At 52.6% G+C, this 15,690-nt stretch carries 16 protein-coding genes; all 16 read left to right on the top strand.

Annotated elements, in window-relative coordinates:
* Nucleotides 1–55 precede the first annotated feature (55 nt).
* Nucleotides 56–580, top strand: coding sequence for a YqeG family HAD IIIA-type phosphatase (locus MKX50_RS17465; RefSeq protein ID WP_155610530.1), 525 nt, complete (start codon nucleotides 56–58; stop codon nucleotides 578–580).
* Nucleotides 577–1,704, top strand: a complete 1,128-nt coding sequence (yqeH, locus tag MKX50_RS17460; RefSeq protein WP_213589976.1) for a ribosome biogenesis GTPase YqeH — start codon at nucleotides 577–579, stop codon at nucleotides 1,702–1,704. Before MKX50_RS17465 ends, yqeH begins: the two co-directional genes overlap by 4 nt.
* Nucleotides 1,705–1,755: 51 nt before the next feature.
* Nucleotides 1,756–2,625, top strand: a complete 870-nt coding sequence (gene aroE, locus MKX50_RS17455) for a shikimate dehydrogenase (protein ID WP_339157445.1) — start codon at nucleotides 1,756–1,758, stop codon at nucleotides 2,623–2,625.
* 86 nt (nucleotides 2,626–2,711) lie between these two features.
* Nucleotides 2,712–3,002 carry a ribosome assembly RNA-binding protein YhbY gene (yhbY, locus tag MKX50_RS17450; protein WP_155610528.1) on the top strand — a complete coding sequence of 97 codons (291 nt, stop codon included), beginning with the start codon at nucleotides 2,712–2,714 and terminating at the stop codon, nucleotides 3,000–3,002.
* Nucleotides 3,003–3,023: 21 nt separating this feature from the next.
* Nucleotides 3,024–3,617 carry a nicotinate-nucleotide adenylyltransferase gene (locus MKX50_RS17445; RefSeq protein WP_213589980.1) on the top strand — a complete coding sequence of 198 codons (594 nt, stop codon included), beginning with the start codon at nucleotides 3,024–3,026 and terminating at the stop codon, nucleotides 3,615–3,617.
* Entirely contained in the window at nucleotides 3,601–4,176 is a 576-nt protein-coding gene (gene yqeK, locus MKX50_RS17440) for a bis(5'-nucleosyl)-tetraphosphatase (symmetrical) YqeK (protein ID WP_339157444.1), read from the top strand. The genes MKX50_RS17445 and yqeK overlap by 17 nt, the downstream gene beginning before the upstream one ends.
* 33 nt (nucleotides 4,177–4,209) lie before the next feature.
* On the top strand, nucleotides 4,210–4,557 hold the full coding sequence (gene rsfS / locus MKX50_RS17435) for a ribosome silencing factor (protein WP_213589983.1): 348 nt from the start codon (nucleotides 4,210–4,212) through the stop codon (nucleotides 4,555–4,557).
* Nucleotides 4,554–5,486, top strand: a complete 933-nt coding sequence (locus tag MKX50_RS17430) for a S1-like domain-containing RNA-binding protein (RefSeq protein WP_339157443.1) — start codon at nucleotides 4,554–4,556, stop codon at nucleotides 5,484–5,486. The genes rsfS and MKX50_RS17430 overlap by 4 nt, the downstream gene beginning before the upstream one ends.
* A gap of 147 nt (nucleotides 5,487–5,633) precedes the next feature.
* Nucleotides 5,634–6,407: a class I SAM-dependent methyltransferase gene (locus MKX50_RS17425; RefSeq protein WP_213589987.1), complete on the top strand. Its 774-nt coding sequence runs from the start codon at nucleotides 5,634–5,636 to the stop codon at nucleotides 6,405–6,407.
* An 892-nt stretch (nucleotides 6,408–7,299) separates the two neighbouring features.
* The gene (locus MKX50_RS17420) at nucleotides 7,300–7,506 is read left to right on the top strand and encodes a hypothetical protein (RefSeq protein WP_339157442.1); all 207 of its coding nucleotides are present in this window, start codon (nucleotides 7,300–7,302) and stop codon (nucleotides 7,504–7,506) included.
* 6 nt (nucleotides 7,507–7,512) lie between these two features.
* Nucleotides 7,513–8,814 (top strand): ABC transporter substrate-binding protein, encoded by a 1,302-nt coding sequence (locus MKX50_RS17415; RefSeq protein ID WP_339157441.1) that lies wholly within the window; start codon nucleotides 7,513–7,515, stop codon nucleotides 8,812–8,814.
* Nucleotides 8,815–8,930: 116 nt separating this feature from the next.
* On the top strand, nucleotides 8,931–9,830 hold the full coding sequence (locus MKX50_RS17410; RefSeq protein WP_339157440.1) for a sugar ABC transporter permease: 900 nt from the start codon (nucleotides 8,931–8,933) through the stop codon (nucleotides 9,828–9,830).
* Nucleotides 9,827–10,666 (top strand): carbohydrate ABC transporter permease, encoded by an 840-nt coding sequence (locus MKX50_RS17405; RefSeq protein ID WP_213589995.1) that lies wholly within the window; start codon nucleotides 9,827–9,829, stop codon nucleotides 10,664–10,666. Before MKX50_RS17410 ends, MKX50_RS17405 begins: the two co-directional genes overlap by 4 nt.
* Nucleotides 10,667–10,717: 51 nt before the next feature.
* Complete coding sequence (locus MKX50_RS17400; RefSeq protein WP_339157439.1) at nucleotides 10,718–12,493, top strand: family 43 glycosylhydrolase; 1,776 nt, start codon at nucleotides 10,718–10,720, stop codon at nucleotides 12,491–12,493.
* A gap of 34 nt (nucleotides 12,494–12,527) precedes the next feature.
* Complete coding sequence (locus MKX50_RS17395; protein WP_339157438.1) at nucleotides 12,528–13,841, top strand: ABC transporter substrate-binding protein; 1,314 nt, start codon at nucleotides 12,528–12,530, stop codon at nucleotides 13,839–13,841.
* A 9-nt stretch (nucleotides 13,842–13,850) separates the two neighbouring features.
* Nucleotides 13,851–15,686, top strand: coding sequence for a sensor histidine kinase (locus MKX50_RS17390; protein ID WP_213589999.1), 1,836 nt, complete (start codon nucleotides 13,851–13,853; stop codon nucleotides 15,684–15,686).
* The last annotated feature ends 4 nt before the right edge of the window (nucleotides 15,687–15,690 follow it).

Raw genomic sequence — 15,690 nt, 5'->3', positions numbered from 1 at the left:
GAAGTCGCGGGAAGATTGTGGTATAGTTTGTCGTATGAAACCGAGGTGAACGTATTTGTTTGAGAGATTTTTGCCGAAGCTGAGAGTGAACAGCGTATTTGATATCGACTTGGAAAGCCTTTATGCGCAAGGGTACCGGGGAATCATTACGGACTTGGACAATACCCTAGTCGGGGCAAAGGCGCCATTAGCTACGCCCGAACTCGTCGAATGGTTTGAAAAGGTGAAGAAATTCGGGTTTAAACTTGTCATTGTGTCAAACAATAATCTGGACAGGGTGTCGAAATTCGCTACCCCTTTAAATATCGAATTTGTGCATGCGGCGAGAAAGCCGCTGGGCTCTGCCTTCCATAGAGCGCTCAGCATAATGGGACTGGCCCCCAAGAATACTATTGTAGTCGGGGACCAACTGATGACCGATGTGTACGGCGGCAACCGTTTGGGGCTATTTACTGTGCTGGTGCTGCCGATTGCCGTTGCCGATGAAGGCTTTGGGACCAGGTTTAACCGCCGGCTGGAACGAATCGTCAAGCGCAGGCTTCATAAGAGCGGATTATGGCTGGAGGAGGAAAATAAGTGAGAGAGGAACATGGCGAACGGAACGCCGGACGCTGCGGCGGCTGCGGCATTAAGCTGCAGAGCGAGCATAAGGATCAACCGGGGTACGTACCGGCGCAGGCTATAGAGAAGGAGATCATCATTTGCCAGCGCTGCTTCCGGATTAAGAACTATAATGAATCGTCTTCGATTACGGTCGAGCAGGATGAGTTTCTGAGATTGCTGAGCCAGATTGGCGGCAAAGAGGCGCTGGTCATCCATATCGTAGACATCTTTGATTTCCAGGGGAGCATCATATCGGGTCTGCAGCGGTTCATCGGCAACAATCCCGTGTTGCTGGCGGTCAATAAAACCGACCTGCTGCCCAAGGTAACCAATTGGAATAAAGTCCGCAATTGGGTGCAGAAGGAAGCAAAGGAAGCCGGGCTGAAAGTCGAGGACATCGTCCTGTGCAGCGCGAAGCAGAGCAGCGGTTTCGACCGCCTGCTGGATGCCGTGGCCGAGCATCGCGGCAAACGCGACGTGTACGTCGTCGGCGCGACCAATGTAGGCAAGTCTACGCTGATCAACCGGTTGATTCGCGATTACAGCGATTTGGATCAGGAGCTGACGGTTTCCCGTTATCCGGGAACAACGCTAGACATGGTTCATATTCCATTGGATGACGGCCGCGCCATCATCGATACGCCAGGAATCGTGTACCCGTCCCGTTACAGCGAATTGGTCAGCCCGGAGGATTTGGGCGCCATTTTGCCGGACAAGCCCATTAAGCCGGCCGTATACCAGCTCAACGAAGGGCAGACACTGTTCTTCGGCGGGTTCGGCCGTTTTGACTTTATTCAAGGGGAACGGCAATCGTTCACGTGCTTCATCAGCGGACGGGTTCCGATTCATCGGACGAAGCTGGAGAAAGCGGACGAGCTATTCGAGGTGCATGGCGGAGAGCTCCTGTCCCCTCCTTCCCGCGAGAACCTGCAGAAGCTGCCGGACTTCACGCGGCATGAATTCCGCATTCCAAGAGGCAGCCGTATGGACGTCTTCATTTCAGGATTGGGCTGGATCAAAATTAACGGCGAGAATGGTTCCGTCGTTGCTGCCCATGTGCCGAAAGGGATTAAAGTTATGGTTCGCCCTTCGTTAATCTGACGAAGCTGCATTTCGCGGTATGAAGATGGAGAGGGAGGCTTAGGAACGAAAATGGGTAATCAATTACAGGGGGGGCATGGCTTGCCACTGCTGTTTGGCGTAATGGGGGATCCGATCTCTCAGACGAAGTCGCCGGCGATGCATAGTGCGGCGCTTGCGGCTGCGGGCCTTGCGGGTACCTACGTGCCGCTGCATGTCAGGCCGGAGCAGTTAGAGGATGCCATAAAGGGGATCGTCGCTCTTGGCTATCGCGGAGTCAACATAACCGTGCCTCATAAAGTGGACGTCATGAAATATGTGGACGTGATAGATGAGGCAGCGAAGCAAATCGGAGCCGTCAATACCATTGTGAATGAGGGTGGGCTTCTAACCGGCTACAACACGGATGGAATAGGCTATATTCGGTCTCTCAAGGAAGAGGCCGTTCCTGATTTGTCCGGCAAGCATGTGCTGGTCATCGGCTGCGGCGGAGCGGCGCGGGGCATCGTGTACGCGCTGCTGAAGGAGAAGCCGGGGAGCGTTGTGATCGCTAACCGGACGGCAGCCAAAGCCCAGGAGCTTGCGGACGAATGGGCACATTTGGGGCCCATCAGCGCCTGCGGCGCCGGGGAGCTGGAGCGGGTTCTCCAAGAGGGCCATATTGATATTGTCATTAATACGACGTCTGTTGGGATGTATCCTAACATGGGCGAGCTGCCGATTCCGGCGGAGCTTCTGTCTCCCCATATGGTCGTTAGCGATCTGATCTATAATCCGCTGAAGACCGAGCTGCTGGTTCGGGCGGAGTCCATCGGCTGCCGCATTCATAATGGTCTTGGCATGTTCGTATATCAGGGCGCTTATGCCTTCGAATATTGGACAGGCCGCCCAGCGCCGGTCGAAGCGATGCGCGCCGCCGTCCTGAGCAGTTTGCAGGCATAATCCATCTAAATTATTAGATTGCATTGCAGCCTGAATGGAGCATTACCATAAGCAGTACATTTGAATGTTAAGGGGTTTTGTATTACATGCTTACAGGAAAACAAAAACGTTACTTGCGCAGCCTGGCGCATCACCTGCAGCCGATCTTCCAGGTCGGGAAGGGCGGAACCAATGAACAGGTGATTCGGCACATTTCAGAAGCGCTGGAGCGCCGTGAATTAATCAAGGTGTCGATTCTGAACAATAACCTGGACGATCCGCAGGAGATCGCTTCCGAACTAGCCGAGGGAGCCGGTGCAGAGCTGGTGCAGCTTATCGGCAGAACGATCGTCCTGTACAAGGAATCGCGGGATTACAAACAAATCGAGCTGCCTTAAACCGGGCCGGGAGGGATAGGGATGACAAAAGTCGGCATTATGGGAGGAGCATTTGATCCGATTCATCACGGCCATCTGCTGGCCGCGGAAAGAGCCCGCGAACAGTTCAAGCTCGATGAGGTTTGGTTCATGCCTTCGCATACGCCTCCCCACAAGCACCAATCCGGTGTCAGCGGAGAACAGCGCCTGGCTATGGTGGAGGAGGCGATCCGCAGCAATCCGGCGTTCAAGCCGCTGGATATCGAGCTGCGCCGGGGAGGCGTATCCTATACCGTCGAGACGGTCAAGGAGCTGCGGCAGATGTATCCCGACATCGAATTCTATTTCATCATTGGCGCAGATATGGTCAACTACCTTCCAAAATGGGAAGGCATCGAAGAGTTGACGCAAATGCTAAGATTTATCGGCCTTCAGCGTCCGGGGAGCTTCCTTGAGCTTGACGCCCTGCCTCCGTTCATCCAGGATGCCGTCTATTTGGCGGAAATGCCTCTGGTCGACATATCGTCCAGCATGATCCGGAGCAGGCTAGCTGCGGGCCATTCCATACGGTATATGGTACCGGACTCTGTCCATGATTATATGACAAGGAGCGGTTTGTATGGATTACACCCGTGAGGAATTAATGGACATCGTATCGGGCCAAATGCCCGAACGGCGATGGGGGCATACGCTAGGCGTCATGGAATCCGCTGTCGCGCTTGCCCGCCGGTACGGCGAAGATCCGCAGCGGGCAGATTTAGCCGCCTTGCTGCATGACGTGGCCAAGTATTGGCCGATCGAGCAGCAGGAAGCAGTCATTCGCGATCATCAGCTCAATATGGAACTGCTCGATTACGATAAACAGCTGCTGCATGCCGAGGTCGGAGCTTATGTGGCCCAACAGGATTACGGGGTAGAGGATACAAGCGTGATCGATGCGATCCGGTATCATACGTCGGGGCGCGTCGGCATGACTAAGCTGGACAAAATCATTTGCCTGGCCGACTATATCGAGCCTGGGCGGGATTTTCCCGGCGTGGACCGGATTCGCGAGCTGGCTGAGCATAGCTTGGAGGAAGCGCTTGTCGCTGGACTGGATTCGACGATATCCTTCCTGATCGAGAAGCAAAAGCGCATTTTTCCAACGACTGTATTGGCGCGTAATGATTTGATTCTGCAAATAAGAAGCAAGTAAACTATACAATAACGATTCAGGAGGTTCGTATGAATGCCGATTTCACCTAAACAATTGTTAGACCTGGCCGTAAAGGCCGTGGATGAGAAAAAAGCAATGGACATCGTGGTGCTGGACTTGCAGGGAATTTCGCTCATCGCCGATTATTTCGTCATTTGTCACGGAAACTCGGATGTGCAGGTTCAATCCATCGCGACGGAGGTTCGTAATAAGGCTCAGCAAGCCGGCGTGAATATCCGGGGCATCGAAGGTATGGATTCGGCCCGCTGGGTGCTGATGGATCTGGGAGACGTGATCGTGCATATTTTCCACCGGGATGAACGCGAATTTTACAATATCGAGCGGCTTTGGTCCGACGCCAAAGTCGTGGAGACCGTATGAGCCTGATTGCTGGCACTATCGTATCGCTTCCGATCGACCGAGAGGTTTCGCCGTACGGCTATTTTCTGACCAATGGCATGCAGGACGTCCTGCTGCACTATTCCGAGCTGACCCGTGAAGTGAAGCCGGGGGAGACGGTGGAGGTATTCCTGTTCTATGATACGGAGGATCGTCTTGCCGCAACGATGAAGAAGCCATACTTGACGCTGGGCGAGCTTGCTCTCCTCGAGGTAGCGGACGTACATCCCCGTCTTGGCTGCTTCCTGGAAATGGGGCTGGGGCGCCAGCTTCTGCTGCCGATTCGCGAGCTGCCCGAGCTGCGGGAGCTCCATCCCCAGGTCGGCGACAGCGTCTACGTAATTATGGAGCATGACAAACAGGGCCGCTTGAAGGCCAAGCTTGCCGGTGAACAGGATCTGGCGCCGAAGACCTTTCACGCACCTACGTCATGGAAAAACGAGTGGGCCGAAGCTATCGTCTACAAGCCTCTGCAAATGGGCACCTTTGTTGTCGTCGACGGCGGCGTGCTTGGCTTCGGCGCAATCGGCATGCTCCACTCCTCCGAGCGGAGCAGGCTGCTCCGGCTTGGGGAGCGCGTCAAGGTGCGCATTACCCATATCCGCGAGGACGGACGGGTTAACCTATCGATGGCTCAGCGCAAAGAGATCGGACGCAAAGAGGATTCGGAACGCATTCTAGAGTACCTGCAGGAGCGTCCCGGAGGCGGCATGCCTTATTCGGATTCGACTGCGCCCGATCTGATCAAGCAGCGGTTCGGCATCAGCAAATCGGCGTTCAAGCGGGCGCTCGGCAAACTGATGAAGGAAGGCAAGGTCACGCAGAAGGAGAACTGGACGTATCTGGTGAAACCGGGCGCTGGGGAAGCTCGTAAGCCGGATGCTCAGGGCCCGGATTCGACGAATGGTTAAATGTCCTAGGATTTATCCTAGGGAATAGAATGAGTAATGTGAAGCGTGCGGGTGCACGGAATGAATAGACCGGTATGATGATCCTTCGCTGGCCTGCGTGGAACATGGAACAGCGATGGAGTGGATTGCAGAAAGTCAGGTGACAGCATGGCAGCTTATCGTAAATTTGCCTATGTATACGATGAATTGATGGAAGATATGCCTTATCCGGATTGGCTCCGTTTTGCGCGAACTGCTTGGGAGCGGCTTGGGATGCCGCGGACGGTCGTTGAGCTTGGCTGCGGCACGGGAAGCATCACGATTCCTTTGGTCAATTCCGGCTTCGAAGTAACGGGGATTGACCTGTCCGCGGACATGCTTGCCGTAGCCCGGCGCAAAATGGAAGGAAGTACACAGGGCGTACGGCTGTTTCGCGAAGGCAGCGTCCGCTGGGTACAGCAGGATATGAGAGACTGGGAGGTTCCGGAGCCGGTAGACTCCGTCATTTCCTTCTGTGATTGTCTTAATTATTTGCTGGAGGAAGACGATATCGTTCGCACATTCCAAAGAACGTATAACGGGCTGAAGCCAGGAGGAACTTTCCTGTTTGATGTTCATCATCCTAATACGCTGAAGCGGTATGACGAAGAACAGCCCTTTGTTTGCGACGAGCGATCGGTATCATACATATGGACCTGCGAACGCGATGCGGCAAGGGATGAAATTCAGCATTATTTATCCATTTTTGCCCGGGAAGAAGGCAGCGGGCCCGATATGTACCGCCGGTTTGAAGAGACGCATATTCAGCGGGCCTACGACCCGGCATGGATGAAGAGCGAACTGCTTCGCTGCGGCTTCCGGGAGGTTGCGGTTTATGCGGACTTCGAATGGGTTGAGGCGGTTGATGATGCCGCCCGCTTGTTCTATGTTGCCGTGAAGTAATGGAATGATGATGCGTTAACGGCTATAAGTTGTAATGGTAATTGGCTTACAGGTTACAGGTCACCCTTTGGGGTGGCCTGTTTTAGTTTGCCAGTTATATGTTCTTTTAGGGAAGAATCTTGATTGCATTAAGTAGTATTTTGAGAGTCCCGTTAAGGGCTGCTGGGCCGTTTTGCATATGCTCCGAATTCGTGATCCTAGCCCGCTTAATTCAGCAATTGTGGTTTTGTTAACTCAGTAATAGCGGTTTGTCTAACTCAGCAATTGCAGTGTACCTAACTTAGCAATTGCGGTGCATTTGATTCAGTGATGCCGATAGACCTGATTTCAGTAATCCCGAAATGATGACAGTGATCCCGGTACGTCTGACTCGAAACTGCGGCGGTAGTCTTGGCACGATGAGAATTCGTAGTCCCAGCACGCCTGAGTTAGTTCGTATTTACTAGCGGACCGAGGATCCCTTATTTCAACGAAAATGGCCTTTTCCGACTCTTTACGGACCTAGAAGCCGCTATTTCTCTGTTTTCATGAGATTTAGGACTGATTTTGAGACAATAACGCCTTCTGAGTCCATTACATATGCCAATGAGCTCCATTCTAACGAAATAGCGGATCGTGTGTCCGTAAACATTTCAATGCGTCGTCTTTTGTTGCCCTTGAGCATATGCAGCTATTGTTTACAGTTGATGTTCGCTTGTACTGGTAAGTTTGCTGATGGTGCTCATAATGATGTGTATTGTGCTATAGAGTTGTGCCTTAATTAAATAACTAATTTTAGAGAACGCTGCTAGATCAATAAATTATGAGATTTAGAGGCGTTTTTTCATCCCCCAAAAAATTGACCCTACGACCTAAAGATATGACATGTTTTTGGGTTTCGATCCCCGATAAGATGAAATCAAGCAAGAGATTGAATTTTTGCATTAAGAACACCAAGAACACCAAGAACACCAAGAACACCAAGAACAGCAAGAACAGCAAGAACAGCAAGAACAGCAAGAACAGCAAGAACAGCAAGAACACCAAAATCACCAAGCACCAGGAGAACCACTACAAGGCATCGCAAAGAAACAGGCAACTAAGACATTTAGGGGGTTAAAAGAAGATGGGGAAAAATTTTAGAAAACCGGCTGCACTGCTATTGTCACTATTTCTGGTCATCGGGCTTGCGGCTTGCGGCGGCAAGGATTCGAGCGGCGGAGGCAACTCTGCTGCGGTGAACGGCGGCGGGGAGTCTTCCGGCGGGAAGAAGCAGGAGACGACCAGTATTTTGTTCTGGAGCCCATTTTCCGGTGCGGATGGCCCGTTCATGAAGAAGATTGTAGACAAATATAACTCTTCCCAAGATCAATACAAGGTCAATTTCGTCATTCAGCCGAACGGAGAGTACTACAAGCAGCTTGACGTTGCGCTCAGCACATCCAAAGAGCGTCCGGACCTTATGATCATGCACGTGGATAATGTGCCGACGTACGTAAACAAAGATCAATTGCAGCCGCTGGATGATATTGCTTCCGCGTCTGGAATCAGCAAAGACGATTACGCCGAAGCTCCGGTCGAATATTCAACGATCGACGGCAAATGGTATTCCATTCCGCTTGATATCCATCCTGTCGTCATGTACTACAACAAAGATTTGTTCGAGCAAGCGGGTCTGAGCGGCCCGCCTACCAACCGTGCCGAGTTTGAGGATGCTGTTGCCAAGTTGACCGATAAGGACAAAGGAATTTACGGTTATGTACTTCCAACGTTATGGCCTCAGCAATTTATTTTCCCATCCTTGGTCTGGCAAAATGGGGGCGAGCTCTGGGATGGCAGCGATGTAGCCTACAACTCTCCTGAAGCGGTAGAAATGGTATCCTGGATGCGCAGCCTGGTCGATCAAGGTTATTCCCCGGGTAATGTTCAGCAGGACGGAGAGAATACTTTGTTCCTGCAAGGCAAGAACGCGATTCAATTCAACGGCCCTTGGATGAAGTCGCAGTTTGATGAAGCAGGCTTAAATTATGGCGTGGCTCCGATTCCGCAAATCGGTAAAGAGAAACGTGCCGCTTTTGCCGGCTCCCATGGCTTCGTCATTCCGAAAGCAATGACTGACGAAGCGAAGCTGGCCGGTATCGGCGATTTCCTGAAATACATGGCGGAGCACTCGATGGAATGGGCAGAGTCCGGTCAAGCGCTGGCCTCGAAGAAAATGATCGAGAGCGAGGAGTTCAAGCAGCTGGAAGTTCAGAGCAGCATTGCTGCCGGCTTCGCGGATGTGCAATTCGCACCAAACGTTCTCAACTGGGGAACGATCTCCGAGCCGATCTGGGGCGAGCTGAACAACGCGCTGCTAGGCAAGAAGGATCCGCAAAAAGCAATGGACGATGCTGTCGCGAAATCGCGGCAAGCGATGAAAAATTAACGGCCCGAAGTAATTGAATGCAGAAGGAGACGGGAAATAGGCGGCAGCTGCTCTCTCGTCTCCTTCGATTTTCCAGGCAAATGAAGCAAAGCCCCCAGGGCGGGAGGGATAAATCTATGGTGAAAAGCTGGCACTCCAAATTAACGTCATCTTTGTTCGTGCTGCCTTATTTCATTTGTTTTGCCGCTTTCTTATTGTTTCCAATACTTTACGGCGTGTACATCAGCCTGCATAACTTTGAGCTTCTATCGCCAGAACATGATTTTGTAGGGTTGAAGCATTATATAACGATTTTTACGCCGGGCACCTATTTGAACAGCCTGTTCTTCAACGGGCTGTGGAATACGATTCAATTCGTCATCTATTCCGTACCGCTGCTGATCGTGGTCGGGCTCGCGCTTGCGATGCTTATCCAGCATCTCCCAGGTAAAATCCGCGGCATGTTCCGCACGTTCTACTTCTTGCCGTATGCGTTATCCGCATCGGTCATGTCCGTGATTTGGCTAATGATTTTCGACACGAATTCCGGATTTCTGAACAGCCTGCTGATGAAGCTGAACATCCCGGCCATTCCCTGGCTGACCGACCAGCCGTGGGCCTGGGTGTCGCTCATTACGACGACCTTGTGGTGGACGATCGGTTTCAACATGATTATTTTTATTAATGCCCTGAACCAGGTGCCGGAAGATTTCTATGAGGCTGCCTCGCTGGATGGAGCGAATGCCTGGGATAAATTTATCCACATAACGCTTCCATCCATCAAACCAGTCATGCTGTTCGTAATGATCACATCCACGATCGCTTCGTTTAACGTCTTCGCCCAGCCGTTCCTGCTTACCCGCGGGGGCCCGGGGGACAGCACGAAGGTGCTGCTCATCAACGTACTCGATCAGGCGTTCATCCGCAAGGAGATCGGCTCCGCCTCGGCGATGGCGATTTTGATGGCGCTGCTTATCATGATTATATCGGTTGTGCAGTTTAAACTGACTTACGGAAATAAGGGGGAAGAGTCATGAGCATGAAACGGATCAAAACGCTGCTGCTTGTTCTTCTCGCTTCGGTGGTTGCCGTCGTTTTCCTGCTGCCGCTCGTATGGATGATATCGACGTCCTTTAAGAACGATTTTGAAGCGTTGTCCGGCAAAATGAACTTCATTCCGCTGAAGCCGACTTTCGACAACTATATTAAAGGGTTTAGCGGAGAGCTGATGAACGTTCCGATCCTGCAATGGATTACGAACTCGTTGATGGTCGGCATCGCGGGAACAGCGATCGTTCTGCTCATCGCTTCCATGGCGGCGTTCGCCTTGGCCCGGTTAAAGGATCTGCCGCTGCGCAGAACGCTGCTGTCGATGTTCATCGCCTCGCTGATGATTCCTGGCGTGCTGACGTTTTTGCCGATGTACATGGAATTTAACGCGCTTGGGCTGATCAATACGTACGCTGCGCTTATTCTTCCTTATACCGCGGGAGCTTTCGGGGTGTTTTTATTGTATCAGTTCTTTATTTCCTTCCCGAAGGACATAGAGGAAGCCGCCCGAATCGACGGGGCGAACAAATGGAGGCTGTATACCAGCATCATGCTGCCGTCCTCGGTATCGATTATGGTTACGCTGCTTATTTTTACATTTATGGGAATTTACAATGATTTCGTTTGGCCGCTGTATGCTACCACTTCACCGGAGATGCGCACCATTACGGCAGGGATCGCCATGATGGCCCAGGGCAGCTATACCCAATCCTACGGCAAGCTGATGGCAATGACGGCGGCGGCGGCTATTCCGGTTGTCGTGATTTTCATTATCGGTCAGCGTTCCTTTGTTAAGGCCATTACGCAATCTGCAATCAAGTGATTAAATCAACATATTAATAGCATGTTCATAGCTAGTCATGAGGTGAGGCTTGTGAGAGACAGGCGAATATTGCGCAAACGCAGGCTGATGTATGCGGCAGCCTTGCTTCTTGGCATTGCCGTCATTGTTATAGTAGGAGTGATTGGGATGAAGCAGACGAACAGCGGCAGAGCTGACGCTCCATACAACGGCCATGGGGGGACATTCAAAAATCCGTTGATCGATATGGATACCCCCGATCCGAGCGTTGTATACAAAGATGGATATTACTACATGACGTTCACACATCATGGAACGGACGTCATGGTTATGAAATCCCGGACAATTGATTTCAAGCAGGCCGAGAAGAAGGTGGTCTGGTACCCGCCGATTGATACGATGTACTCAGCCAACCTCTGGGCTCCGGAAATTCAATATATTCGCGGTAAATGGTATATCTATTTCGCGGCGGATGACGGACAAAACGAGAATCACCGGATGTACGCGCTGGAAGCGGCCGGTGACGACCCGCTTGGCGAGTACGAGTTCAAAGGGCAAATTACGGACGAGACGAATAAATGGGCGATCGACGGCCTGGCGATGGAGCATGAAGGGCAGCTGTATTTTGTCTGGTCCGGCTGGGAAGGGGACGTAAACATCCGGCAGAATACCTATATTGCGCCGATGAGTGATGCTTTGACGATCAGCGGACCGAGGGTAATGTTGTCTTCGCCGGATCAGGAATGGGAAATGGCCGGCGGACCGCCATATATTCAAGAAGGCCAAGCAATTCTTTACCGGGATGGCCGCGTATTTATTGTCTATTCCGGGGCAGGGAGCTGGACGCCGTTCTACAGCCTAGGCCTGCTGGCGCTCAAGGAGGGCGGCGACCCGCTTCAGCCGGAGGATTGGGAGAGAGCGACCGGGCCGCTCATGACGATGGACGAGGAAGCCGGCGTATATGGCCCGGGGCATAATTCCTTCGTTAAATCTCCAGACGGCACGGAGGATTGGATCGTCTATCACGGCACGACCAGTCCTACGGATGGCTGGAACAACCGCAAAGCCCGGGTGCAGCGTATTACATGGAACGAGCAGGGGCTGCCGGAGCTCGGAAAGCCGCTGTCCTTGGAAACGGCGATTCCGCTGCCATCGGGGTCGGGCGTTTATCTGGCCAAGCATGCCCTTAGAGACGGAGACCGCCTCAGCTTCGGAAAATTTGCGGCAGCCGTTCCAGCGGAAATGCCCTTGTTAGTCCACTATAAGAACGAGACGGGCGCCACCCGAACGCTTGAGGTATGGGTGAATGATACCAAAGCGGGGTCGATACAATTGCCGGCTACTGCGCAGGATGAGGTTGGTTATGCTTACGGGCGCGTTCAGCTGGAAACGGGAGGCGGCGAGCTGGATCTGCGGATAGGTGAAGACGGTGCTGCGACCGACATTCTCGGCGGAATTCAAGCGATCGAAATAACAAGATATGAGGCCGAGACGGCATCCTCTGGTCTTGAAGAGACAGTAGGCGCCGATCTGTCGGCCTCCGGCGAAAGTGTGCAGAAGCTGACGAATGAGGCAGACTCCTCAGCGGCATTCCGGTCGGTACATGTCCCAAAAGCGGGCGAATATCGCTTAATTCTCGGTGTTTCCAACCCGGGCGATGAGGAAAGAAGCCTTGAGCTGGAGATCAATGGAAGCAAAGGTGCCAAGCTGGCTGTTCCCGCCACGGGACGCAATGTTTTTACAGAAGTTGTGTTTGAAGGAAAGCTGCAGAGAGGTGATAATGAAATTATAATCAAAGGGGCCTCGGGAGACCTGAGCCTTGATTATATGGATATTATCGCTGACTAGATTGTAACTTTCTGTGTCGTTAGGAGACGAGAATATGAAGAGACATCGCTGGAATCAATACCGCAGCAGAGCAACGATCGGGTTCTTGTCATTAGCCGCATTTTTGCTCCTGCTGCCCGGATGCACGGGACAGAACTCGGGAGCAGCGCAGATTTCGAAGCCGCCTCATGTCGTGCGCCTGGAATACTGGACCCCCTTTAGCGGCGGGGATAACCAATTCATGACCGAGATGGTGGAGCAGTTCAACGAGGAACACCCGGAAATCCAGGTTGTCCAGAAAAATTCGCGTCTAGACGATTATTATTCTCGTTTAAAAACAGCCGTATTGTCAGGCAATGCACCAGACGTGGCTATTGTCCATTCGACGATCATGCCCCAGTTCGTTCAGAACGGTTACGTGGAGAAGCTGACAGCGGAGGCCAAAAACATCGGCATCGATTGGAAACGCTTTAATCCGAACATACTCCGTTCGGTATTATATGAGGATGATTATTACGGGGTACCGCTCGACACACATGCCCTGGTCATGTATTACAACAAGGACTGGCTGTCCAAGGCCGGGGTGCTGGATGAGGCGGGAAGGCCTGTTATTCCCACAGGAGCAGAAGGGTTCAAGTCTTTCCTGGAGCAAATTCGGCGGACGGTTCCGCCCGATATCGCTCCGCTGGCCCAGCCCAGCACGCGCATCGATTCTGTCTGGCTATGGTGGAGCCTCTACAACCAAATGATGGACGCCGGACAGTTCTACAGCGAAGACGGCATGGAGGCCGTATTCAACAATACCGCCTCTTTGGAGGCGCTTAGCTTCGTGAACAGCCTATATCAGGATAAGCTGATCCCGCCCGACATCAATGATGCTTTCCAGTTGTTCTATGACGGCAAAGCAGCGGTACTAATAACAGGGATGTGGGGAACAGGCGCCTTCGAGAAGGCGGCGGGACTTCATTTCGGGGTTGTTCCCATGCCTACATTGTATGATCGCCCCGCAGTCTGGGGCGACTCCCACAATCTGTCCATACCCAAGAAGCGGGGGATGACGGAGGAGAAACGGGAGGCGATTCTAACCTTCGCGAACTGGATCGTGAGCCATGGAGATATGTGGGCGAAGGCCGGGCATGTTCCCAGCATGACTGATCTTACAAGCTCAGAGATATTCAACCAGCTCGAGTACCGGAGCGATTATGCCGCTACGGCCAACTACGTCGCTTACTGGCCGAGAAACGCCAAACAATGGAGCATCAATGAACGGATCATTAATGAGTTCGAAAGAATGATCTATGGTTACCAGACGCCGGAGGAAGCACTGGACGCGGCTGTGAAGAAAATCAATGCGGATTTGCGCAAGTGAGGGACAGCTATGATGACGAAATTGCGACGAGGAGTACAATGGCTGAGAAATTTGAAGCTGGCGCAGAAATTGATCCTCATTAACTCCGTTCTGATCGTAATCCCGCTCGGGGCGCTTGGCGTCTATGCGTTCACTAGCTTTCGGGGAACGATGGAAGCGAATGTCGGCGAGTCCCAGCTGCAGACGATGAAGCAGATTACGCTCAACATCGACACTTACATGGAGGAGTTGAACCGGCTCTCGCTGATGCCCTACCAGTATCAGGATATCCTCGATTATTTGGCCTCGGAAAGAAAGCCGGGGGCGTCCTTAAGCCTGGAAGAAATCAGTCTGCTGAACAATTTTGTGTCCAAGGTGTTCCTGAATGGACGAATCGATATTATGGGCGTGTCGCTTTATGGCTCCAAAGGGGCGTCATACGTCGTCATGCCTGAAAGCCAGTATGTCACAAGCTATAAGCTGGATGAAGATGCGGAGTGGCTGAAGGAGGCTCAGGGCCATTTTGGAGAGCCGATCTTTCTGACGACGCACGAGCTTAAGCCGACGAGTGGTTCGGTCTACGAGGTGTTCTCCATTGTGAGGGAGCTGCGCAGCTTCGACAGCGGGCGGACGCTCGGCTATATCGTGCTTGATGTCGATCCGGCGGTAGTGGAGAAAATTTTGGCACAGGTACAGCTTGGTCGGAGAGAATCTCTTTATATTACGAATGCCAGGGGCGATCTTGTCATTCGCAAAGGCTCTGTCATTCCAGGGGCTGACGGAGCTGCGGCTTCGTTCCGCGGGGAAGGTGTAACCCATCTGGAATCGGGCGGCGAACGGATGCTGGTCTCTTATGCCACGTCTGAACTGACGCAGTGGACCACCGTCGGGGCCGTTCCTGTTTCGGAATTGATGCAGGACAGCTTGCAGGTTCGCAATTCCATCACGATTATGGGGATCATCTGCGTCGGTTCGGCGATGCTGTTCTCCGTATTTACGGCGTACCGGATTACGCTCCCCATCCGCAAACTGAGCCGGCTGATGAAAAAAGTGGAGAAGGGCCAGCTTGAAGTAGCGTTTCCCGTGAATCAGTGGGATGAGGTAGGCCAGCTAGGCAGTGCTTTTAATAAAATGGTCTCCCGCCTAAGCGAGCTCGGCTATTTGCTCTATGAAACCGAGATCCGGGAGAAGGATGCGCAAATTGCTGCGTTGCAGAGCAAGATCAATCCTCATTTTCTGTACAATACGCTCGGATCGATCAGTATGTACGCAGAGCTGGAAGGCAGCAAGGAAATTACGACGATGACAAACAATCTGAGCCGCATACTGAGGTATTCCTTAAATGCCCACCAGTCAGGGGTCGTTCTCAAGGACGAGATCGAGCATATCCGCCGGTATATGGCGATTCAGAAGCTGCGTTACGATGAGCGGCTGCATTTCACTCTGGATATCGAGGAGGCGGCGATGGACTGTGAAGCCATTCCCCTCATGATCCAGCCGATCGTCGAAAATTCCTTCAAGCATGGACTTGACAAGGGTGTAGGCGAGGGACGGATCTCCCTGACTGGGGGCATTCAGGACGGCCTGCTGCGCCTAATCGTGGAGGACGACGGAATCGGTCTAACTACCGCGCAGCTTGAGCAGATTCGGCACAAGCTGGCCTACTCTCGAAATCTTGGCGGAGCTACGGGCAACGGACTTCTTAACGTGCATCGGCGCCTTGTGCTTAGTTACGGCGAGAGATACGGCCTCACGATCGATAGCATGCCTTACCGCGGGGTACGCGTCACCTTGACGGTTCCCGCTAAGCATATGCCGACCCGTGAGGACGATCGCAAACCGGTTGTGTTCCACTCCACATCATGACTTA

Origin of the sequence: Paenibacillus sp. FSL W8-0186 (assembly GCF_037969765.1) — a bacterium.
In the GTDB taxonomy this organism is placed as follows: Bacteria; Bacillota; Bacilli; order Paenibacillales; family Paenibacillaceae; genus Fontibacillus; species Fontibacillus woosongensis.
Note: the sequence above shows the minus strand (reverse complement) of the source record. Positions and strands in the feature narration are given on the sequence as shown.